At 73.4% G+C, this 20,857-nt stretch carries 18 protein-coding genes and 2 pseudogenes; 7 read left to right on the plus strand and 13 right to left on the minus strand.

What is annotated here, in order from left to right; all coding sequences use genetic code 11:
• Positions 1-649: pseudogene (locus tag Aau02nite_RS04750) on the plus strand (hypothetical protein); the annotation flags it as partial.
• A gap of 162 nt (positions 650-811) precedes the next feature.
• A complete protein-coding gene (locus Aau02nite_RS04755) occupies positions 812-1,420 on the plus strand; it encodes a response regulator transcription factor (RefSeq protein WP_212987083.1) in 609 nt (202 codons plus the stop codon).
• On the opposite strand, the gene Aau02nite_RS04760 is transcribed toward Aau02nite_RS04755, so the two are convergent.
• The 6 genes from Aau02nite_RS04760 to Aau02nite_RS04785 form a co-directional block, all read right to left on the minus strand.
• Positions 1,340-3,106 (minus strand): ATP-binding cassette domain-containing protein, encoded by a 1,767-nt coding sequence (locus Aau02nite_RS04760; RefSeq protein WP_212987084.1) that lies wholly within the window; start codon positions 3,104-3,106, stop codon positions 1,340-1,342. The two genes, Aau02nite_RS04755 and Aau02nite_RS04760, sit on opposite strands and share 81 nt — an antisense overlap.
• Positions 3,103-4,806: an ATP-binding cassette domain-containing protein gene (locus Aau02nite_RS04765; RefSeq protein WP_212987085.1), complete on the minus strand. Its 1,704-nt coding sequence runs from the start codon at positions 4,804-4,806 to the stop codon at positions 3,103-3,105. Before Aau02nite_RS04765 ends, Aau02nite_RS04760 begins: the two co-directional genes overlap by 4 nt.
• An 83-nt stretch (positions 4,807-4,889) precedes the next feature.
• On the minus strand, positions 4,890-5,021 hold the full coding sequence (locus tag Aau02nite_RS04770; protein WP_212987086.1) for a SapB/AmfS family lanthipeptide: 132 nt from the start codon (positions 5,019-5,021) through the stop codon (positions 4,890-4,892).
• A 54-nt stretch (positions 5,022-5,075) separates the two neighbouring features.
• Complete coding sequence (gene lanKC / locus Aau02nite_RS04775) at positions 5,076-7,652, minus strand: class III lanthionine synthetase LanKC (protein ID WP_212987087.1); 2,577 nt, start codon at positions 7,650-7,652, stop codon at positions 5,076-5,078.
• Between the two features lie 129 nt (positions 7,653-7,781).
• Positions 7,782-8,981 carry a cytochrome P450 gene (locus tag Aau02nite_RS04780; RefSeq protein WP_212987088.1) on the minus strand — a complete coding sequence of 400 codons (1,200 nt, stop codon included), beginning with the start codon at positions 8,979-8,981 and terminating at the stop codon, positions 7,782-7,784.
• A gap of 78 nt (positions 8,982-9,059) precedes the next feature.
• Positions 9,060-9,644, minus strand: coding sequence for a GNAT family N-acetyltransferase (locus tag Aau02nite_RS04785; protein WP_212987089.1), 585 nt, complete (start codon positions 9,642-9,644; stop codon positions 9,060-9,062).
• A 123-nt stretch (positions 9,645-9,767) separates the two neighbouring features.
• On the opposite strand from Aau02nite_RS04785, the gene Aau02nite_RS04790 reads away from it, so the two are divergent.
• Positions 9,768-11,777, plus strand: coding sequence for an FAD-dependent oxidoreductase (locus Aau02nite_RS04790; protein WP_212987090.1), 2,010 nt, complete (start codon positions 9,768-9,770; stop codon positions 11,775-11,777).
• A 16-nt stretch (positions 11,778-11,793) separates the two neighbouring features.
• On the opposite strand, the gene Aau02nite_RS04795 is transcribed toward Aau02nite_RS04790, so the two are convergent.
• From Aau02nite_RS04795 to Aau02nite_RS04805, 4 genes and pseudogenes are all read right to left on the minus strand, one after another.
• Positions 11,794-12,978 carry an MFS transporter gene (locus tag Aau02nite_RS04795; protein WP_212987091.1) on the minus strand — a complete coding sequence of 395 codons (1,185 nt, stop codon included), beginning with the start codon at positions 12,976-12,978 and terminating at the stop codon, positions 11,794-11,796.
• A gap of 152 nt (positions 12,979-13,130) precedes the next feature.
• The gene (locus tag Aau02nite_RS48025; protein WP_246594902.1) at positions 13,131-13,400 is read right to left on the minus strand and encodes a nuclear transport factor 2 family protein; all 270 of its coding nucleotides are present in this window, start codon (positions 13,398-13,400) and stop codon (positions 13,131-13,133) included.
• Between the two features lie 73 nt (positions 13,401-13,473).
• Positions 13,474-13,722, minus strand: a pseudogene (locus tag Aau02nite_RS48030) (sigma factor); the annotation flags it as partial.
• A complete protein-coding gene (locus Aau02nite_RS04805; RefSeq protein WP_212987092.1) occupies positions 13,719-14,381 on the minus strand; it encodes an SDR family oxidoreductase in 663 nt (220 codons plus the stop codon). The pseudogene Aau02nite_RS48030 and the gene Aau02nite_RS04805, both read right to left, overlap by 4 nt.
• Before the next feature lie 123 nt (positions 14,382-14,504).
• Here Aau02nite_RS04805 and Aau02nite_RS04810 point away from each other — a divergent pair, with 123 nt between their 5' ends.
• Positions 14,505-15,878, plus strand: a complete 1,374-nt coding sequence (locus Aau02nite_RS04810; protein WP_246594903.1) for a glycoside hydrolase family 43 protein — start codon at positions 14,505-14,507, stop codon at positions 15,876-15,878.
• 111 nt (positions 15,879-15,989) lie between these two features.
• Here the strand turns inward: Aau02nite_RS04810 and Aau02nite_RS04815 are convergent, their stop codons facing one another.
• The 3 genes from Aau02nite_RS04815 to Aau02nite_RS04825 all read right to left on the minus strand — a co-directional run bounded on the left by Aau02nite_RS04815 (position 15,990) and on the right by Aau02nite_RS04825 (position 18,330).
• Positions 15,990-16,511: a hypothetical protein gene (locus Aau02nite_RS04815; RefSeq protein ID WP_246594904.1), complete on the minus strand. Its 522-nt coding sequence runs from the start codon at positions 16,509-16,511 to the stop codon at positions 15,990-15,992.
• A 188-nt stretch (positions 16,512-16,699) separates the two neighbouring features.
• On the minus strand, positions 16,700-17,830 hold the full coding sequence (locus Aau02nite_RS04820; protein WP_212987094.1) for an MAB_1171c family putative transporter: 1,131 nt from the start codon (positions 17,828-17,830) through the stop codon (positions 16,700-16,702).
• Entirely contained in the window at positions 17,830-18,330 is a 501-nt protein-coding gene (locus Aau02nite_RS04825; RefSeq protein WP_246594905.1) for a hypothetical protein, read from the minus strand. The genes Aau02nite_RS04820 and Aau02nite_RS04825 overlap by 1 nt, the downstream gene beginning before the upstream one ends.
• A 53-nt stretch (positions 18,331-18,383) precedes the next feature.
• On the opposite strand from Aau02nite_RS04825, the gene Aau02nite_RS04830 reads away from it, so the two are divergent.
• The 3 genes from Aau02nite_RS04830 to Aau02nite_RS04840 all read left to right on the plus strand — a co-directional run bounded on the left by Aau02nite_RS04830 (position 18,384) and on the right by Aau02nite_RS04840 (position 20,783).
• Positions 18,384-19,418, plus strand: coding sequence for an FAD-dependent monooxygenase (locus Aau02nite_RS04830; protein ID WP_212987095.1), 1,035 nt, complete (start codon positions 18,384-18,386; stop codon positions 19,416-19,418).
• Between the two features lie 82 nt (positions 19,419-19,500).
• Entirely contained in the window at positions 19,501-20,052 is a 552-nt protein-coding gene (locus Aau02nite_RS04835; protein WP_212987096.1) for an RNA polymerase sigma factor, read from the plus strand.
• 89 nt (positions 20,053-20,141) lie between these two features.
• Entirely contained in the window at positions 20,142-20,783 is a 642-nt protein-coding gene (locus Aau02nite_RS04840; protein ID WP_212987097.1) for a response regulator, read from the plus strand.
• The last annotated feature ends 74 nt before the right edge of the window (positions 20,784-20,857 follow it).

A 20,857-nucleotide genomic window follows, 5' to 3' on the forward strand; every position in this document is an offset into this window, starting at 1 on the left:
GCCCGCGCTGCCCGCGCTGCCCGCGCTGCCCGCGGTTCCGGTCCTGCCCGCGCTGCCCGCGCTGCCCGCCATACCTGCAGTACCGGCGCCGCCCACACTGCCGGTCCTCCCCGCATTGCCCACTCACCCCGCGGCGCCTGCCCTGCCGCCAACGCCAACGCCAACGCAAACGCCGCCCACCCTCCCCGAGCTCCCACCGGCGCCCGCCGCACCCCTGAGCCCCGACCCCTTCCTCCCGCCCGCCGCGCCCCCAGCGCCCGAGGCCCACGACCCGATCCCACCGCAGAACGCCGCGCCCACCCTCGCCCCACCACTCACCCCGGCACCGCTCCCGCACCAGACAGCCTCCAACCCGCAGCCCTCACCGAAGCTGCAGGACATCCCCACCCGGATTGAAGCCCACCTCGACCAGGCCGGTCGCGGAAGCCTGCAGGCAGCACCCCTCACCACCCCGCTGCCCGCCCCGCCGCCGCTGCCCGTTGATGCCGCCGGCGCGGGCCAGGCCCGGGATGCCGGTGGTTCCGGTTCGCCCACGATGGGCACCGTCCCGTCGTCCTGGCGACCTGAGATCGTCACCGGTGGCTTCTCCTTCGCCACTGACGTCACCGCCTTCGGGCGGACCGTCCGCTACAGCGGACCTCCCAGCTGATCGCACTCCCTCCGGGGACAGGAAACAGGCCCTGACCGGTCCGTACCGGTGACGGCCGCCCGCCGGCCCCTCGTATCCGCGCTCCGCCCGCCACCGTGGCCGAGCCGTGTCGGATGCCGGCGTTTCCCACCGCGAAGCTTTGACCCTGGCTGGGAGGCCATTGTGATCCGCATTCTGCTCGTCGAACCCGTCAATCTGCTGCGCGGCGCTCTCGCTGCGACGTTGTCGCTGGAGGAGGATTTCGAGGTGGTCGCCGATCTGGGCTGCCTCGACGAGGCGCTGGACATGGCCCGGGCCGTTCCTCCGGATGTCGCCGTCGTCAACGTCGATCTGCTGGCCGACGACGGGTTGCGTACCATCGACCGGCTCACCGAGGAGCAGCCCGGTTGCGCCACGCTGGTGCTGGCCGGGCCCGAGGCTCCCGGGCGGCTCAGCCGGGCGCTGGAAACCCGGGTCCGGGGCGTGGTCGGCACCCAGGCCGCGCCGTCCGAACTGGTCCAGGGCATCCGGCGGCTGGCCCGGGGTGAACGGGTGATGGACGCCAGCCTGGCCGTGGCCATGGTGGTCGCACCCCGCAGTCCGCTGTCGCCGCGGGAACTGGACGTGCTCAGTGTCGTCGCGTCGGGAGTGCCTTCGGAGGAGATCGCCGCGAAGCTGCATCTGACTCCGGGGACCGTGCGTAACTACATCTCAGCCATCATCCGCAAGACCGGCGCGCGCAACCGGTTGGAGGCCGTGCGGCTGGCCGAGGAGGCCGGGTGGTTCCGGTGACGGCATGTCCCAGTGGCCGGCGATCTCGCGGTACAGCGGTGAGCTGAGCCGCAGCGACCTGTCCGTGCCCAGGACCGCCTCGCCGCCGTCCAGCAGCAGGATCCGGCGGGCCCGCACGGCGGAGCTCACCCGGTGGGCGACGACCACCAGGGCGCCGGGGCGGCCGGCGAAGGCCCGCTCGGCGCGGGCCTCGCCGGCCGCGTCGAGGTGGCAGGTCGACTCGTCGAGCAGGACGAGCCGGGCCGGGGAGAGGTACGCCCGGCCCAGCGCGACGAGTTGCCGTTCGCCCGCGGACATCATGTCGGGGGTGATCGGCGCCTCGTAGCCACCGAGCCGCTCGACCAGCGCGCGCAGGCCGACGGCGTCCACCGCGTGGTCGAGCTCGCGGGGATCGGCGTCGGGGCGCAGGTAGCGCAGGTTGTCCCGCAGCGTTCCGCTGAACACGTACGCCTCCTGCGGGATGAGCACGCGCTGCCGGGCCAGGGTCCGTGCGTCCAGGTCGGCCAGGGGGACACCGCCCAGCGTGGCCTCGCCGCGCCGGGGGCGCAGGGTGCCCGCGAGCAGCGCCACCAGGGTGGACTTGCCGATGCCGCTGGGGCCGACGATCGCCAGGTGGTCGCCGTCGGTGACGTCCAGGTCGAGGTCGTGGACCACCGGCTCGGCGTGCCGGCTGTAGGAGAACGTGACCTTGCGCAGGCTGATCTGCGCGCCGGTCGGCGGCCGTGCCGCGGTCGGTGCCGGTTCGGGCGGCGGCAGCTCACCGGCGCGCAGGATGCGGTCGAGGGTCACGGTGAGCCGTACGCCGCCTCCGCCCAGGCCGCCGATCAGGGTGTTCAGCGCCGGCTGCACGCCGTGCAGCAGGTAGGTCAGCGCGCCGAGGACGGCGCCGGCGGTCAGGCCGCCGCGGATCAGCCACGGCGTGGCCAGCAGCACGATGACCACCGGTAGCCAGCCGGCCAGGGCGAGACTGAGCCCGCGGACGGCCGTCATGCGCACGACCGAGCGTTCCGCCGCGGCCTGGCCGTCCACCGGCACGGCCAGGTCCGCGGCCACCCGGCTCTCCGCCCCGCAGGCCACGACGTCGCGCCGGCCCGCGAACGCCGGCCCCGCCTCGTCGGCGAGCCTTTCGTCGGCGGCCACGTACGCGCGCTGCCGGGCCACCATCGCCGGCAGGGTCACGGCGAACAGGGTCAGGCCGGCCAGCATCGGCACCGCCACGGCCAGGGCGATCGGTGGCGCCAGCGCGGCCAGACCCAGCAGCGCTCCGGTCACCGCGAACAGGAAGCCGCGCACCGTCATGACCGCGCCGGCGAAGGTGTCGCGCACGATCTCCACCTGGTGGGTGAGCCGGGCGACGGCCGAGCGGTCGGCGTTGTCCCCGCTCGCGGCCCGTCGCAGCGCCCCACCGACGACGTGGGTCACCAGCTCGTCGCGCAGCGGCTCGGCCAGACCGGCCAGGCAGCGGTAGGTGTTGCGGGTGCCCCACGCGCCGAGCATGACCGCCGCCGCGAGCAGGCCGAGCCAGGCCAGCCCGGTCCGCGGGTGGCCGGCGAGGAAGCCACGGTCGACGGCCCGGGCGATGACCTGGCCGGACAGCACGGCGGGCACGGCCTCGACGGCCGACCACCAGGCGAGCCGGGCCAGCGGGGCGGGGTGGCGGCGCAGGAACCGCAGCAGGTATCTCATCGGTCCGCTCCGGCGAACAGCTCCCGGTACCCCGGCTCCTGCCACAGCGCCCGGTGCTCCGCGTAGCCGCGGAGCCGGCCGTGGTCCAGCCAGGCGACCCGGTCGGCCCGGGCGGCGGTGGCGGCCCGGTGGGTGACGACCAGACGGGTACGCCGGTCAGCCGCGTCGATCAGCGCCCGGCCGACCTCGTACTCGGTGACGGTGTCCAGGCTCGAGGTGGCGTCGTCGAGCACCAGCAGCCGTTGCGCCCCCAGCGAGCGGGCGATGCCCAGCCGCTGCACCTCACCCCCGGACAGCGGGGTGTCGGCGAGGCGGGTGTCGTAGCCGTCGGGCAGGCGCTCGACGACAGTGTCCACGCGGGCGGCCCGGGCGGCGGCGCGCAGGCGGGGGCCGGTGGGGCAGCCGGGACCCAGGGCGAGGGCGGAGCCGACGGTCGCGCCGACGAGGACGGGCCGGGCGAAGGCGTGCCCGATCGCGTGGCGCAGGGTGTCGTGGCGTACCCGGGGCAGCGGCATCCCGTCGAGGAGCACCTCGCCCTCGTCCGGGTCGAGGAGCCGGCCGCAGACGGCGGCCAGCGTGGACTTGCCCGCGCCGGACGGGCCGACGACCGCCACGGTGGCACCGGCCGGGATCACCAGGTCGACGTGGTCGAGCACCGGCGGGTGGCCCGCCCCGGCCGAATGGTGCACGGTCACCGCTCGCAGCTCCAGCCGGCCGTTGCCGGGTGGCAGGTCCTGCCCGCCGTACTGCTGGAGCGGCGCGGCCAGGATCTCCGCAGTCCGGCGGCAGCCGGCCCGGCTGCGCGCGATCCGGCCCAGCACGCCGACCACCCCGCCGAGCCCGGCGCCGAGGGCGACGTACTGCAGGGCGGCCAGCACGGCGCCCGGGGTCAGCCGCCCGGCGCTCAGCGCGAGCCCGGCGACAGCGACCACGGCCAGCTGCATCAGGGGTGCGAGCAGGACGCCCTGGGCGGCCGCCCGGCCGATCGCGTCCCAGGTCCGGGCGCCGTGCCGGCTGAGGTCGGGCAGGGGCCGCAGCACCCGCTGGATCTCCGGCTCCACGGTGGCGGCGGCGGCGATCGTGCGCGCGCCGGTCAGCGCCTCGGTCAGCCGGTCGGCGATGTCGCTCTGGGTGCGCTGATAGCGGGTGCTCGCGTCGGCCGTGTCGACGACGTAGGTGCGCAGCAGCAGGGTCAGCACCAGCAGGCCGGTGACGAAGGTGGCGCCCAGCCACGGGTCGATCAGGGTGAGGGCGACCAGGCTGCCCAGGGGCGGCACCAGCGCCGTACCGGCCAGGGCGACGGCCGCGCCGGCCCCGGCGGCGCCGGGCACCTGGCCCACCAGGCGGCTGACCAGGTCGCCGGCCGGGTGCCGGCGGGCCGCGCCGGGGGCCAGCGCGAACACGTGCCGGATCAGGCTGTGCCGCAGGCGGGCGGTGGCGCGGGCGGTGCTCAGGCCGGCCGCGAGCCCGGTGACGATCTCCGCGGCGGCGATGACGACGATCAGGGCCACGGCCGCGGCGATCCAGCGGCCCGGCCGGCCCCCGGGGGTCAGCGCCGCGTCGACGGCCGCGCCCAGCGCGGCCGGGAGCAGCAGGTCCGCCGCGGCCGTGGCCAGGGCGGCCACCGCCAGTACGGCGACCCACGGGCCGCCGTGCCGGACGGCCCGGCCGAACACCCGGTCACCGGTCAGGGCGGACATCACGCCTCCTCGAGGGGTACGACGGGAGCGGCCCCGGAGCCGGGTCAGGTGTCCCGGTCCGAGGCCGCGCTCAGGACTGCTCGTCAGTTACAGGTCGTGACGCTCAGCGAGCTGTCGCCGCACAGCAGCAGGCTCGCGCGGCTGCCGCCGCCGCCACCACCGGAGTTCTTCGCCTCGGTGGACAGTTCCATTCCCTGCAGGTCGAGAAGTGCCATGGTCGTTCTCCTCCTTGCTCGGTGTTGCGTTCTCCCCGCCCGGTCGGGCGGAAGTCATCGGGTGCCGGCGGGGCCGGCCGGGGTGAGGAAGGGCAGGTCCGCGCCGGGTTCGTGCTGCGCGGCGCCGAGGGCGAGCAGCACGCCGGCGGATCCGGTGGCCAGGTCCATCGACAGCCGCAGCAACTGGTCGCCGGGGAAGGCGAGCCCGCTGCGGAACGGCACGGCGTGCCAGGTGAGGTTGCGGAGCTGCAGGGCCAGCCGGTCGTCGTCACGGTCGTGCCCGGCCAGGTAACGGATGATCCCGGCCCGTCCGGCGAACAGGCCGGCCTGGGCGTAGAACGGGGACCGGGCGGCGAGGCTGATGGCATCGCCGGCCCGGGTGAGGCCCTCGTCGGCCCGGTGGGCGAGGACCTGGTCGAGCACGATGCCGATGCCGGCGCTGCCCTGGGCGAGGTACGGCATGGTGCGCCAGCCCTCGTTGACCTCCAGGGCGCCGTCGGGGCGCACGACGCAGCGGTGCAGATCCTGGCGCAGCGCCGTCACGGCCCGGTCGAGCAGCGTGGGGTCGCCGGTCTGCTCGTACATCCGCAGGAACAGCAGGGCCGGACCGGTCCAGCCGTGGGTGAGCCCGGCGCGGGGCTGCCGGCCACCGCTGACGGCCAGGTCACCGGCCGGCGGGTCGTCGGTGGCGACCGCTGCCAGGCGTTCGGACACCAGCTCGGTGGCGCGCCGGGCGGCGTCGTGCAGGGCCGTCTCGCCGGTGGCGCCGGCCAGGTGCAGCAGGTTCAGGCCCACGCCGGCCAGGCCGCTCATCAGGTCCGGGCCGAGCTGCTCCCACTGCTCGCCCAGGCAGCGTTCGACCACGTCGAGGGCCTCCTGGCGGCGGTCCAGCTCATGCAGGACGTAGGCCACGCCGTGCAGCCCGTCGTAGAGGCCGAGCCGGGAGCCGGACTGCGGGCACAGCGCCCGCCGGACCAGCCAGTCCTCGAAGCCGGGGAAGGGGCCGGAGCCGGTGGCGGCCAGCGCGTGCAGCACGCCGGCGGCGCCGTAGGCGAGGTTGAGGCCGCCGGAGTGGAACTGCTCGATGTCGCCGGGGAACAGCCGGTCGTCGCGCTGCGGGGTGGCGCTGTCCACGATGGCGTCGGTGAGCCGGCGCATCATGGCCGGGACGGACGTGTCGGGACGGATCTGCGGGCCGGTCGGCGCGGCGGCGGGCCGGGCGGTGATGGTGGCGACCGCCTCGCTCAGGAACTCCTCCGGCACGTCGAAGTGCTCGGCGATCACGGCGGCGAAGTCGCGGGCCTTCTCCGGCGCCAGCCGCAGCATCGCGGTCAGCGGCAGGAACAGGGCGAGCCGCAGGCAGGCCAGGGCGTACCGGTCGACGTCGGGCCCGGTGACCCCGCGGGGGGCCGCGAAGCCCTGGTTGCGCAGGCCGGGGCGGCGGTAGCCCTCCGCCGGGCCGGCGACCTCGAAGTCGATCAGCACCGCGGTGTCGGCGTCCGGGCCGTCGGTGCGCACCAGCACGTTGAACAGGTGCAGGTCGCCGTAGACCAGGCCGCGCTCGTGGACGGCGTCGATGGTCCGTTCGATCTGCCGGTAGATGTGCAGCGCCCACCGGCTGTACGCCTGATACTCCTCGGCCCCGGCGTCCGCGTCGATCAGCGGGTACCGGTCGACCAGCAGCTTGTTCAGCGGCTTGGCGTCGATGTACGCCAGGGCGAGGAAATCGTGCTCGCCGAGGCGGAACCGGTCGTGCACCCGGGGCACGGTCGCGAGGTCGGACAGCCGCTCCAGCGCCTCCTGCTCCCGGGTGAGCCGCGCGATGGCGTCCACGCCGTCGGCGTCGAGCCCGGCGTGCGGCCGCGCCTCCTTGAGGACCACCGCCTCACCGGTGCGGGTGTCGGTGCCGCGGTAGAGGCCGCCACCGTTGGAGAAGTGGATGACCTCCTCGATGGCGTACGGCAGGTCGACCACGGTCGTGGCGTTGCGGGCGGCCAGATGCGCGCCGAGGAACGGCGGCAGCGACACCCACTCCGGCGTCCGGAAGACCGGGTCACGCCGGTCGGGCACCAGCGTGCCGGACGGATCGGCGATGGCCGGCTCGACCACCCCGTCGGCGACGCAGTAACGGGCCGCGAAACCGCCGTAGCGCACGTGCACCGGTCCGTCGCCCAGGCGCAGGTCACTGAGGATGTACGGCCCCGGCTCGCCGTCGAGCAGCTCGCTGAGCTCCTTGCAGACGACCTCGAGCTCGGCGTCGTCCCGGGGGTAGACGGTGATGAACTTGCCGCTGGTGCCCCGCCGGGCGTACTTGGCGTTGCGCATCAGCAGGGCCGCCCGGCCGTGGATGAACTTGAACGGCAGGCCACGGTCCCGGCAGTAGCCGAAGACCCGGTCGAGGACGCGGTCGGCGTTGTCCAGACAGGCGGAGATGTGGATCTTCCAGCCCTGCTCGGGCAGCTCGCCCCCGGCCGGGCCGTAGATCAGCCAGTCGTCGAGGGTCTCGCGCTGCCAGCCCTCCGGCACCGGGCGCCGGGCCGCGGCGAACCAGGTCGCCTCGGGCCGGGCGCTGGTCAGGGAGTCGTAGAAGTGCGGATCGGTGACGCAGAACCGTTCGTACTGCTTGTCCATCGCCCGGCTCCCCTCGTACCGCTCCGTGTGCTTGCTTGCCTCTCAGTCTCGGCGGGTGGAGGGAGCCGGTGTAGTGAGCGCTGTCATCAGGTCAGGGTGAGATGCGTGAGGGAGAACTGCTGACATCCGTCATGTTTGAACGGCCAGATAGCTCACCGGCAGGCGCACCGGGCCGTAGACGGCCTCGGTGGGAGCCAGCCATTCCGCCTCGCCGGCGGCCGACAGTTCGCGCAGCCCGGCGGCGAGCCGGGGGAGGGCCTCCTGCAGCTCCACCCGGGCCAGGGCGGCGCCGAGGCAGTAGTGGATGCCACCGCCGAAGGTGAGCTGCGCGGTGGGCTCACGGCGGATGTCGAAGGTGCCGGCGCGGGGGAACACGGCTTTGTCGCGGTTGGCGGATCCGGTGATCGGCAGCAGGCAGGTCCCCGCCGGGAACACCGTGCCGTGCAGCTCCACGTCGGACTTGGCGATCCGCGGCACGCCCAGCAGCGCCGACGGGCAGAACCGGACGACCTCCTCGGCCGCGTTCGCGGCCAGGTCCGGCCGGTCGGCGAGCAGGCGCCACTGCTCCGGGTACGCGAGGAAGGTGGCGACCGCCTGGCTCAGCTGGAACTGCACGGTCCCCTGGCCGGCGGACAGCATGGTGATGACCATGGCGCGCAGCTCGGCGTCGTCGAGCAGCTCCCCGGACTCCTCGGCCAGGATCAGCGCACTGAGCAGGTCCGGGCCCGGAGCCCGGCGGCGCGCCTCGATCAGCTCGTCGATGAACAGGTTGAGGCTGTGCACGGCGGCCTCGATGCGCCCGGCGTGCTCGGCCACGCTGAGGCCGAAGATGAGCCCGACGTCGTGCGCCCACCCGTTGACCTGCGCGCTGTCGCCCTCCGGGATGCCGACGAACGCGCACAGCATCCGCAGGCTGTACGGCTCGGCGAAGGCGGCCACGAAGTCCGCCCGGTCGGTGCCGGCCATGGCGGCGATCAGCTCGTCGGCGCAGGACCGCACCACGGGACGGAAATCGCGTACCCGCCGTACCGTGAAGGCTTTGCTGACCAGCCGGCGCAGCCGCTGGTGGTCCTCGCCGTCGGCGTTGAGCAGGAAGCTGCGCATCGTCTCGACCAGCGGCCCGTCGGTGATGCCCTGCAGCGCCAGGAAGTCCACCCCGGGGGTCCGCAGCTGACGCATCCCCAGCAACGTCTGCACCGGCTCGTGGCGCAGCACGGCCGGGCCCACCGGAGACTGGGCCCACCAGCCCTGCTCGCGCAGGGACGCGAGCACCTCGTGCGGCCGGGAACGGAACTCGTCGCCGTACAGGTCAAGCACCGGTGTCGTCACGGGGTCCGCCTTCGTCCCGGCGGCCCGTCCGCCGGGCCGGTTGCTCCCGAGCATAGGGGCGCCGGGAGCCGGCCCGTGTCACCCGGAATCGGTATTGCGCCGCGCCCACATCGGCCGGGTCATCTCGTACTCGACCTCGCCGAGGTCCGCTCCCGGCAGCGGGTCGTCCCAGACCGGGAAGTACGTGCGCACGTAGCGCAGGCCGACGGCGGCCATCACGCCCCTCGACCCGGTGTTCACCGCCATGGTCTGCGCGATCACCCGGGTCTGCCCGACGGTCTCGAACGCGTGCCGCAGCAGCGCCCGCGACGCCTCACTGGCCAGGCCCTGCCGCCAGTGGCGGCGCAGCAGGCGGTAGCCGAGCTCGGCGACGGCCGGGTCGTCGGGCTGGTCGGGGCCGTGCGCGGGCGGCAGCATCATCAGCCCGACGAAGTCGTCCTCGCCGGGGGACCGGTACGCCATCCAGTAGCCCAGGCCGTCCACCTTGCGCCCCAGCGCCATCCGCTCGGCGTGGGCGGCGACGACCTCCTCGCGCGACCGCGCCCGGCCGAAGATGTAACGCAGCACCTCCGGGTCGGCGTCGAGCTCGACCTCCTGCTCGAGGTGCCGGTCCGCCAGGGGGACGAGCACCAGCCGCTCAGTGCGCAGGATCGGTTGGGGCATCCCGCCACGATCACACACCGCCGGGGTCCGTGCGATGCGTTTTCGGGCCGGTCCACCGACCGTTGACAGTGGACTCCGCGGCTGATGAGGATGACGGGGTCCGCTTCGAGGAAGGCGCCCGCCATGTCAGTGCACCTCAGCCGGCGTCACGTCCTGCGGATCGGCGGCGCGACCCTGGTGGTCACCGCGGCGGCTCCGGCCCTGCCCGCGCTCGCGGCCGCCGCCGTGCAGGCCGACCTGGTGGTCTACGGCGGGACCGCGGCCGGTCTGGTCGCGGCGGTCCAGGCGCGGCGGATGGGCCGGACCGTCGTGGTCGTCCAGCCGGGCACCCACCTCGGCGGCCTGACCACCGGCGGGCTGGGCTTCACCGACAGCGGCGTCAAGGAATCCATCGGCGGCATCGCCGGGGAGTTCTACCGCCGGGTGTACGCGAAGTACAACGGCACGGCTGTCACCCCCACCTCCCCGGCCCGTTTCACCTTCGAGCCGCACGTGGCCCGCGCGGTGCTGGACGACCTGCTCGCCGAGGCCGGGGTGCCCGTCTACCTCGGGGCCCGGCTGAGCTCGGTGACCCGCTCGGGTTCCCGGATCACCGAGCTGGCGACCGAGAACGGTCAGGTGTTCCGCGGGCTGATGTACGTCGACGCCGGCTACGAGGGTGACCTGATGGACCGGGCCGGCGTCAGCTGGACGGTCGGCCGGGAGGCGAACACCGAGTACGGCGAGACGATCAACGGCGTCCAGCTGCGCGACAAGCACCAGTTCGACCGGCCCGTCGATCCGTACGTGGTCGCCGGCAGTCCGGCCAGTGGGCTGCTGCCGGGCATCTCGGCGAGCCCGGTCGCCCCGAACGGCACCGCCGACGAGCGGGTCCAGGCGTACAACTTCCGGATGTGCCTGACCCGGGACGCGGGCCGCATCCCGTTCCCGAAGCCGGCCGGTTACGACCCGGCCGAGTACGAGCTGCTCCGGCGGTACATCGACGCCGGGTACGCCGGTCCGTTCTTCACCACCCAGGGGGTCGGTGGCGGCAAGACCGACTCCAACAACAACGGGGCGGTCTCGACCGACTTCATCGGGCGCAACTACGCCTATCCCACCGCCGGGTACGCCGCCCGCGAGGCGATCGTCGCCGAGCACCGGACGTACCAGCAGGGCCTGATGTGGTTCCTCGCCAACGACCCCCGGCTGCCCGCCCCGGTCCGCACCGCGACGGCGTCCTGGGGGTTGCCGGTCGACGAGTTCACCGCTTCCGGCGGGTGGCCGCCGCAGCTCTACGTCCGCGAGGCGCGGCGGATGCGCTCGGCCTACGTGATGACCGAACGGGACTGCCGCGGGTCGGCACGGGCCGGTGATCCGGTCGGGCTGGCCAGCTACACCATGGATTCGCACAACTGTCAGCGGGTCGTCGTGGGCGGCGCGGTCCGCAACGAGGGCGACGTGCAGACCGGCGTGCCGGCGCCCTTCCCGATCAGCTACCGCTCGATCGTGCCGGCCCCGGCGCAGTGCACGAATCTGCTGGTGCCGGTGTGCCTGGCGGCGAGCCACATCGCGTACGGGTCGATCCGGATGGAACCGGTCTTCATGATCCTCGCCCAGTCGGCGGCGACCGCGGCGGTGCTCGCCATCGACGCGGCGGTGCCGGTGCAGCAGGTCGGCTATCCCGCGCTGGAGGCCCGGCTGCGTCAGGACGGCCAGCTGCTGCGGTGGCCCCCGGCCGTCACCGGCGAAATCATCGTGGACAACGCCGCCGCGTCCGGGGTGACCCGGGCCGGCACCTGGGTCCGCAGCACCGCGACCAGTGGCTTCTACGGCCCGGACTACGAGCACGACGGCAACACGGCCAAGGGGGTCAACCGGCTGCGGTTCACCCCGGCCCTGCCCACCGCCGGGAGCTACGCCGTCTCCCTGCGGTGGACCGCGCACGAGAACCGCGCGGGCAACGTGCCGGTCGACGTCGTGCACAGCGGCGGCACCACGACCCGGACCGTGGACCAGCGGGTATCCGGCGGGCAGTGGGTGCCGCTGGGCACGTTCACGTTCGCCGCGGGCAGCGCCGGCAGTGTGCTGATCCGGACCGAGTCGACCACCGGCTACGTCGTGGCCGACGCCGTCCGCTTCGTGCCGGCCTGACGTCGTAGCCGCACGGTCACGGTCGGGCCTGGGCGGGCGCTGCGGCGGTGAGCCGCCGCAGCTGCCGGAGCACGGGCAGGGTGAGCAGCAGACCCAGCACCGGGACGAGGAAGGCCACCCGCAGTCCGACCGGCTCCGACAGCAATCCGAGCAGGACCGCGCCGATCAGGGCGCCTCCGTAGTTGAACAGATTGACCCGGGCGATCACCTCGTCGCTGTTGCCCGGCACGGCGTGCCCGGCGGCGCTGAAGGCCAGCGGCACCAGCACGCCCACCCCGAGACCGGTGAGGGCGAAACCGGCGACGGCCACGGCGACCGACGGGACGGCGACGACCAGCCCGCAGCCGACCGCACAGATCAGCAGGGACGCACCCGCGGCGGCGACCACCCCGGTACGGGGCACGACGTGGTCACCGACCAGCCGGGAGATCAGCACCGCGACCTGGTACGCCGCATAGCCCAGCGGCGCGACGGAGTCCGCGGCCAGCAGCGAGTCGTGCAGGTACACCGAGCTCCAGGTGCTGACGGCCGAGTCGGCCAGGAACGCGGTGAAGATCAGCGCGCCGCAGATGAGCACGACCCGCCGGCTGCCGTCGCGCGGATGGCGGTGCCCGGTGAGGTCGGGCATGACGGTGCGGGCGGGCTCGTACCCCCGCCAGCCGGCCAGCGCCACCAGGACGGCGAACCCGCCGGCGACGCCCACCGCCACGCCGGCCCCGGCCCCGCCGGCGACGAAGGCCGACATTCCCAGCGCGGCGATGAAGGCGGCGGCGGTGTAGGCCGCGAAGAGCCGGTTCATCACGCTGCGGCCCAGCCGCGCCTGGACCAGGACACCCTGCATGCTGAGCGAGGCGTCGACGGTGCCCAGGCCCACGCCGTACGCGATGAGGACCGCGACGAAGAACGCCGTGGGGGTGTGGAAGGTGGTGAGGCCGAGCGCGACGCCGATCGTCACCAGCCCGCCGGCCAGGGCGAAGCGGCTGCCCCACCGGGCGGCGACCGCGTCGGCGACCAGCGAGCCGCCGGCCGCAGCCACCACGACCAGCAGCAGGATGACCGACACGAGAGCGTCGTCGAAGCCCTGGCGCTCCTTGAACATGGGCAGCGCGGTCACCACCGCGGCGTAGCCGAGGCCCTGCGCCGCGTAGCCGGCACCGATCCACCGGGCCCGGGCGCCACCGGTGGGTTCGGCAGCCGTCATCCGCGGTCCGATCGAGAAACATGGGAATTGTTCACGATCTCCATGGCCGCCCACTCTGGCACGTGTGTGCCCGCACGTCGATAGTCCGCGCGGACCTCGGTGTCACTCCCGCAGGAGCACGGTGATCCGCGCGAGCCGGCCGCCGCGGAAGGTCAGCACGGGCACGGCGTGCAGCCCTCGGGCAGGTGACACTCGAAGGCGGCCTGGCGGTTGGCGCGGGTCGGCACCAGCCGCCAGCTGTGGCCGCCGACCTTGTCGGCGAGGAAGTCCAGCACCGCCGCGCGCCCGTGGTAGATCTGCGGCAACGGCGGCATGTCGAGGACGACGTCGTCGCGGACCAGGTCCACCAGCCGGTCCAGGTCGGCGTGCTGGAAGGCCTCGGCATAGCGGTCGAGCACGGTGGTGTCCGCCGGCTCGGCCACGTCGTCGAGGCCAAGTCCGGCCAGGACGGCCCGGGCACGCTGCAGCGCGCTGTTGACGGCCGTGCAGCGGCTCCAGCGGGCTCGTCCGCCGGGTGCGCTGCTCGATCGCGGTCAGGCTGGCCCGGGTCGCGATCGCGTACAACCGGCGGCGCAGCGACGACCGGCCCTCGAACCGGTCGAACGCGCGCCACGCCCGCACGTAGGTCTCCTGCACCGCGTCCTCGGCGTCGTGCACCGAGCCGAGCAGCCGGTAGCAGTGCGCGAGCAGTTCGCCGCGCAGGGGCTCGGTCGCCACGGTGAAGTCCGTACCAGTCGTCGTCACCCGGTCACGACCCCTTCCGTGTACGCCTCGGAGCCCTCGATCACGCCGAGCACGTGCTGCGCCACCTGCTCGGCGGTCAAGGTCACCCGGTAGTCCGGCTCGGTGCCGTTGCGTGCCGCGTAGCCGGCCACCCCGGCCCGGCCCAGTTCGGTCGCCGGGGTCAGCGGCGGCATGACGGTCGCGAAGCGCAGCCCCAGCTCTCGCCGGGACTCGTCCGCACCGTAGGTGGCGATGAACCGGATCGCCGCCTTGGCGCCGGCGTACCCACCGCTGACCGGGGAGCCGCGCAGGGCCGCCCCGCTGGACATGGCCACCACGATGCTGCCCGGCTCCAGCGGCAGACGCAGCGCGGCCTTGGTCCACTCGAAGACGTGCCGGGTGTCGACCTGCCAGTTGCGTTCGAACTCGGCCCAGCTCAGGGCGTCGACGGGTCCCATCGCCGGGACGACCCCGGCGTTCGGCACCAGCACCCGCGGCCGGTGCTGCTGGATCAAGGCGGCGGCGACATCCGGGTCGGCCGCGTCGGCGGTGACGGTTTCGTAGGGGGCGTCCGCGGCCCGCGTCCGGGAGACGCCGACGACGTGCCGGCCGGTGGCGGTCAGGGCGGTGGCGATCGCCCGCCCGAACCCGCGGCCGGCTCCGGTAACGATGGCTGTCATACCAGTCGAGACCACCGCGGCGGCCGGAATTCATCGCGCACGGACTCCTTGACATTCGCGCAACGAGACCGGAATCATTTGTTTACATCAATGTTAACGGTCACATCCAGCTGTGAGGTGCTCGTGAGACGTCGTACTCTGCTGTCCGCGCTGGGGGCGAGTGCCGCCGCGGGTGCCCTGATCCGGCCCGGCGCCGCCCGGGCCGCCACCTACTCCGGCTACGCGATGGCGTACTTCACGGAGTCACCGACGATGAGCGCCGCCAGTTACAACCTGCACCTGGCGGTCAGCGGCGACGGTCTGGCCTGGACGCCGCTCAACCAGAACCGGCCGGTGGCGACGCCGACCGCGGGCAGCGGCGGGCTGCGCGACCCGTTCCTGCTGCGCAAGCAGGACGGGACGTTCACCGTGCTGGCCACCGACCTGAACGGCACCAACTGGTCGTACCAGAGCCAGTACCTGCACGTCTGGGACTCCACCGACCTGCGCAGCTTCCGCAACTACCGGCTGCTCAAGGTGCACTCGCTGGCCACCCACGCCTGGGCCCCGGAAGCCTTCTGGGACGCCGCGCGCGGTCAGTACGCCGTGGTCTTCTCCGCCGTGGTCAACGGGCACAACGTGCTGATGGTGGCCTACACCCGCGACTTCGTCACCGCGTCCACGCCGCAGGTCTTCTTCGATCCCGGCTATGACGCCATCGACGGCAACTTCGTCACGGCCGGCGGCGTGAACTACATGTACTACAAGAACAACACCAACAGCACGCTGCTGGGCACCCGGTCCACGTCGCTGAATCCCGGCAGCTTCAGCGTCTACACACCGGCGATCGGCCCCGGCCGTGGTGTCGAGGCCCCGCAGATCGTGAAGTCCAACAGCGCGAACGTCTGGCACATGTGGGGCGACACCTGGAGCCCGAACGGCCGGTTCTTCTGCTGGCAGACCGGCGACCTGGCGGGCGGCTCGTGGAGCCTGCTCAACGACCGCGCGTACACCCAGCCGCTGAACTCCAAGCATTTGGGCATCACCGCGATCACCGCGGCCGAGCTGACCGGGCTCACCAGCACGTGGGGCACGCCGGCGTGGAACCGGCTCAAGTCCTACAACTTCCCGGAGCGCTACGTCCGGCACGCCGGTGGGGTCGGGCGCATCGACGCGTACCCGTTCGACCCGTACCAGGATCAGCTGTGGACGCTGGTGCCCGGGCTCGCCGACCCGGCCGGGGTGTCGTTGCGGTCGGTGAACTATCCCGACCGGTACCTGCGGCACGCCGACTACGCACTGGTGCTCAACGCGAACGACGGCACCAGCGGCTTCGCGGCCGACGCCACCTTCCACCGGGTCGCGGGCTGGGCCGACGCCGGCTGGACGTCGCTGCGCTCGCACAACTACCCGGACCGCTACCTGCGGCACAGCGGCTACGTGCTGCGGATCGACCCGATCACCGGCAGCTCGTCGGGCACCGACAAGCAGGACGCCACGTTCCACATCGGCTACTGACGCGCCGGTGGACGCAAAGAGGCGTCGTTGCGAATTCCACGGGGGAAGAACTCGCAACGACGCCGTAGGACCAACTTAAACGACAACGCCCGGCGCTGTCTAACCGGTGGACTATCCACTTTCGGTCGTGTCGTCCCCGCTGCGCGCCGACTTGGGTGCGGGCGGGGTGGCGGGATCGGTCGAACCGTCCAGGATGTCGAGCATTTGCAGCACCTGGCGGCGTATCGCCGGGGTCATGTCACCGGCCCGCATGGCGATCATGCGGACCTGCCGGTCCGCGAGCTTGCGCCGCAGCTCGCAGGCCTCCGGGTCGTCGCCGGCCGGGTCGTCCTCGCCCAGCAGGAACGAGGCGGTTACCGGTGCGCTGCCCGGCGTCCGCCGCTCGTCGAAGAAGCGGGCGATGGCCTTGAGGACGGCGACTGTCGGGTTGGTGTTGGCACCCGAGCGCAGTGTGGCGAGATAGACACGGGAAACGCTGGTGTCGTGGGCCGGGTCGTCGGTGATCGCCTTGGCCACCTGCGGGGTCGAATACTCCCGGGTGCGTCCCCGGTCGTCGACCCAGGTGACGGTGGTGAACAGCTCGTTCAACCGGGCTGCGACCGTGGCCGGCGGCCGGCCTGCGCTGTCGGACATCTCGATCAAGGCTCCTACGCCTGTCGTCTACGGTTAACCGTCGGGCCGCGGATCCGCCTTGACCGGTGTCAGCCGTTAAATATAGTGTCGCAAAGGAAATTGCACGGCGACAGGGGACAACGCGGGCCCGTTCCGACCGATCACGGGGCGGCCGAGACCGGGCCCGCGCCTCACCGCGCCGCCCGGGGTCACCGCACGACGAGCTCCCGGGAAATGGCGGCGAGTCGCCGGGCGTCACTCTCCAGATCGTCGCCGCCGGGCACCAGCACCGGGTCCGCGTCCACGATCGGGCTCTCGGCCCGCTTGGCGCGCAGCGCAGCACCGATCACCGCGGCCCAGTGCGCCTCGTCGCGCTGCGCGCCGGCATGGCCGGCCGGCGTCTCGAAGTACGGCCCCAGCAGCACCAGCCCGTCGCGGATCTCCACGACCCGCCGGTAGAAGCGGTAGTGGCTGCTGTCCCAGCCGAGCCGCCCGCGCCACGAGACGGCCGGCACGCGACCCAGCACCAGCTGCGGGAAGGCTTGATCCACCGCGGTCCACAGCGGCTCCAGCTGGCGGTAGTAGCGCCGGTGCGCCCGCCACAGCGGCACCGAGACGAGCATGCCGACGACCGCCGCGTAACTGACGCCGACCACGAACGCGAGCGCGCCCACGGCGACCCCGGTCAGGTAGACGAGGGTGAACACGCGTACGGCACCCGGGGCCGGCGCGATCGTGGCCTGCAGCAGGGCCAGCACCGACTTGGTGGCGTCGGCGATCAGGAAGGCGCAGACGGCCACGCTCAGGATGACCAGCCCGCGGCGCAACCGGGCCGAGCCGGCGGCACGCACGTACGCGACCGACCAGCGCAGTGACTGCGAATGCGCGTATGCCATGGAGCCGAGCACGGCCACGACGAACACGGTGGCGTGCGGGTTGGCGCCGTTGGCCGTCTCGGCGGGGTCGGCGCGCACCGCGGGCGGGGCCAGGGCCCAGGCGGTGACCGCGATCAGGGTCCCCGCTGCGAGCGGCACGGCCTGCAGGCGTACGGCGCGACGGGCGGCACTCCCGCGCATGGAGTAGGTCAGGAACGCCAGCAGGAAGTAGGCCGCGGCCATGGTGCCGACGTTGACCACCAGGCTGCGTACCCCGGCCCCGGCCCGGTCGAGCAGCGGCTCGAGCGGTGGCAGATTGGCCGTGAAGGTGAGGGTCGCACTGACCACACAGGCCGCGAGCGCGCGCAGCGGCAGATCCTCCGGCGCCCGCCACAGCTGGACGACCTTGTTGAGCACGCCGATCCACAGTGCCGCGGCGATGACGGCGAGCAGGACGGGCGCCACTACAGCCAGCCCTGATGGTGCGACAGTGACGCGCCGAGCCGCTCGGTCCCCGCCGGATACAGCGGGTTCAGCACGCTGGCCCACTCCAGGATCACGGTGGCGATCAGCTCCGCCTCCCGCTCGTAGGCCGAGTCGTAACAGGTGCGGCGCAGCGCCCGGGTGCTGCCGCCGGGACGCTCGTCCGGGGTGAGCACCTCCCAGACCTGGTCATCGCCCTCGTCGCTGGGGTGGTCGGCGATGATGTGCCCGATCTCGTGGAGGATGATGTGATCCTGGTGCGGTCGTGAGGTCTGGCGTTGGTAGAAGATGACGTCCATGGATGCGGTCATGAACCAGAGCCCGAACGGCCCGGGCACCTTGATCGGATGGTCCACCAGCCGGATCGGGCGGCCCCGCTGCCGGGCCAGCCGGTCGCACAGCTCCCGGACGTCCAGGGGCGGCCGCACGTCCAGCTCGCGCAGCAGCGCCCGGCACCGTCGGCGCAGCTTGCGATCGCTCACCTCGAACCCGCTCCCTCGCCGCCGGTGAAGTCATCGAAGGATATCCAACAATCATGACGAAAGTACTCATCGCCGGTGGCGGCGTCGCCGGCGCCGCGACCGCGCTCGCCCTGCACCGGGCCGGGATCACCGCGGTCGTCCACGAGGCCCACGCGTCCGGCGGCGACGACGCCGGCGCGTTCCTCACCGTGATGGCGAACGGCATGGCCGCCCTCGAGGAGATCGGTGCCGGGCCGGCCGTCGTGGCGGCGTCCTACCCGGCCGCGGCGGTGGAGCTCTTCAATGCCGAGGGCGCGCATCTGCAACACCGGGCCATCGAAGGCCCGGCGCGCACCCTGAGCCGCGCCGCGCTGTACCGCGTACTGCAGGACCTCGCGGTCGAACGCGGCATCCCGGTCGTGCACGGCAGACGCCTGACCGATGCGGTGGCCGTCGACGGCGGCGTCGAGGCGCGTTTCGCCGACGGGGAGCGCGTCCGGGGCGACGTCCTGGTCGGCGCCGACGGCATCCACTCACCGACCCGCCGCCTCATCGACCCGCAGGCGCCGACCCCGCGCTACACCGGCCAGCGCGTCGTCTACGGCTACGCCGAGGGCAATCCGGCCGGCAGCGCGCCGGACGCGTACCACATGGTCTTCGGCGCCCGCGCATTCTTCGGGTTCACCGCCCCGGGCGACGGGCGCACCTGGTGGTTCGCCCGCCTCACCGGCGCCAGCCGTCCGGGCGTGACGACCGCCGCGCAGTGGCGTGAGCTGGTCCTGGACGCCGTGCGCGACGACGCCACCCCGGCTGCGGCGATCATCGCGGCGACCGGCGGGGACGTGGTGGGCGGCGACTCGTACGACATCCCGACCACGCCGAGGTGGCACAACGACCGGATGGTGCTGGTCGGCGACGCCGTGCACGCCGCGTCCCCGGCCGCCGCCCAGGGCGCGTCGATGGCGCTCGAGGACGCCGTCGCGCTGGCCGCCGCGCTGCGGGAGCACCCGGATCCTGCCGCCGCGTTCGCCGTCTACTCGGCGCGGCGGCGGGCGCAGACCGAGGAGACGGTGGCGGCCAGCGCCCGGATGGGCCGGCCGACCGCCTGATTTCACCCGCCTTCCTGCCGCATAGTGACGGGGGTCACCTCACAAGCAGAACCGTGGACAGCTGGGAGTCGTCTTGCGTGGTGTGAGACGAAGCTGGGACGCGGCCGACGAGGCGGAACTCGTGCGCCGGACGGCCGCCGGTGACCGGGGCGCGTTCGACGAGCTGTACAGCCGCACGTCACCCTGGCTCGCGGCGCGGCTGCGGCGCCGGTGTGCCGACGAGGACGTGGTCGCCGACGTGCTGCAGGAGACGTACCTGGCGGTCTGGCGGGCGGCGGGCAGCTTCGCCGGCGCGACCACCCAGGGCAGTGCGGTCGGCTGGCTCTGGACGATCGCCGCCAACCGGCTGGTCGACGCGTTCCGGCGGCGGGCCCGGCACGCCCAGCTGCCGGCGGTCCCGCTCACCGAGGACACCTCACCCGCCGCGGAGGACGAGGTGATGGCCGGGCGGATCGGTCAGGAGCTGGAACAGGCCCTGCTCGTCCTGCCCGCCGAGCTGCGGGTGGTGCTGCGGTCGCTGGTCCTCGACGGGCTGTCCGTACGGGAGACGTCCTTGCTGCTGGGGGTGCCGGAAGGCACGGTCAAGTCCCGCGCGCGGCGGGCCCGGATCGCCATGCGGGAGGCCCTGTCATGACCGCGCACCGCACCGCACCGGGCCGCCCGTCCGCGCCGACGGGACCTCCGGCCCTTGGCCGGGGGGTCGGCGCCCGGTAGGAAGAAGACATGATTCGCGTCTTCCTGCTCGACGACCATGAGGTCGTTCGTCGCGGTCTCGCCGACCTGCTGCATGCCGCAGGAGACATCGAGGTGGTGGGGGAGTCGGGGCTGGCGCAGGAGGCGACCCGCCGGATCCCGGCCCTGCGCCCGGACGTGATGGTGCTGGACGCGCGGCTGCCCGACGGCAACGGCATCGACGTGTGCCGCGACGTACGGGCGGTGGACTCCACGATCCGGGGACTGATCCTGACCTCGTACGAGGATGACGAAGCGCTGTTCGCGGCGATCATGGCCGGCGCGTCGGGTTACGTGCTCAAGCAGATCCGGGGCACGGACCTGGTCGACGCGGTACGCCGGGTCGCCACCGGCCAGTCGCTGCTGGATCCCGTGGTGACCCAGCGGGTGCTGGAGCGCATCCGGCACGGGGTCGAGCAGCCGCGCGAGCTGGCCTCGCTGACCGACCAGGAGCGGCGGATCCTCGAGTTCGTGGCCGAAGGGCTGACCAACCGGGAGATCGCCGGGAGGATGTTCCTGGCCGAGAAGACCGTCAAGAACTACGTGTCGAGCCTGCTGGCCAAGCTGGGCCTGGAACGGCGTACGCAGGCCGCGGTCCTGGCGACGAAGCTGCTCGGCGACCACCCGCACTGAAGCCGGGAAGCTCCTGCGGGCCGAGCGGCCCTACCGGGGGTGGCCTGCGCGGCGCACGGTGGGGGGCGAACGCG

Source organism: Actinoplanes auranticolor (assembly GCF_018332655.1).
In the GTDB taxonomy this organism is placed as follows: domain Bacteria; phylum Actinomycetota; class Actinomycetes; order Mycobacteriales; family Micromonosporaceae; genus Actinoplanes; species Actinoplanes auranticolor.

Bases quoted from the DNA above. Each gene is read 5' to 3' on its own strand.
- Aau02nite_RS04760 (WP_212987084.1), bottom strand. From the start codon at position 3,106: ATGAGATACCTGCTGCGGTTCCTGCGCCGCCACCCCGCCCCGCTGGCC.
- Aau02nite_RS04765 (WP_212987085.1), bottom strand. From the start codon at position 4,806: ATGTCCGCCCTGACCGGTGACCGGGTGTTCGGCCGGGCCGTCCGGCAC.
- Aau02nite_RS04770 (WP_212987086.1), bottom strand. From the start codon at position 5,021: ATGGCACTTCTCGACCTGCAGGGAATGGAACTGTCCACCGAGGCGAAG.
- lanKC (WP_212987087.1), bottom strand. From the start codon at position 7,652: ATGGACAAGCAGTACGAACGGTTCTGCGTCACCGATCCGCACTTCTAC.
- Aau02nite_RS04785 (WP_212987089.1), bottom strand. From the start codon at position 9,644: ATGCCCCAACCGATCCTGCGCACTGAGCGGCTGGTGCTCGTCCCCCTG.
- Aau02nite_RS04790 (WP_212987090.1), top strand. From the start codon at position 9,768: ATGTCAGTGCACCTCAGCCGGCGTCACGTCCTGCGGATCGGCGGCGCG.
- Aau02nite_RS04795 (WP_212987091.1), bottom strand. From the start codon at position 12,978: ATGACGGCTGCCGAACCCACCGGTGGCGCCCGGGCCCGGTGGATCGGT.
- Aau02nite_RS04805 (WP_212987092.1), bottom strand. From the start codon at position 14,381: ATGACAGCCATCGTTACCGGAGCCGGCCGCGGGTTCGGGCGGGCGATC.
- Aau02nite_RS04815 (WP_246594904.1), bottom strand. From the start codon at position 16,511: ATGTCCGACAGCGCAGGCCGGCCGCCGGCCACGGTCGCAGCCCGGTTG.
- Aau02nite_RS04830 (WP_212987095.1), top strand. From the start codon at position 18,384: ATGACGAAAGTACTCATCGCCGGTGGCGGCGTCGCCGGCGCCGCGACC.
- Aau02nite_RS04840 (WP_212987097.1), top strand. From the start codon at position 20,142: ATGATTCGCGTCTTCCTGCTCGACGACCATGAGGTCGTTCGTCGCGGT.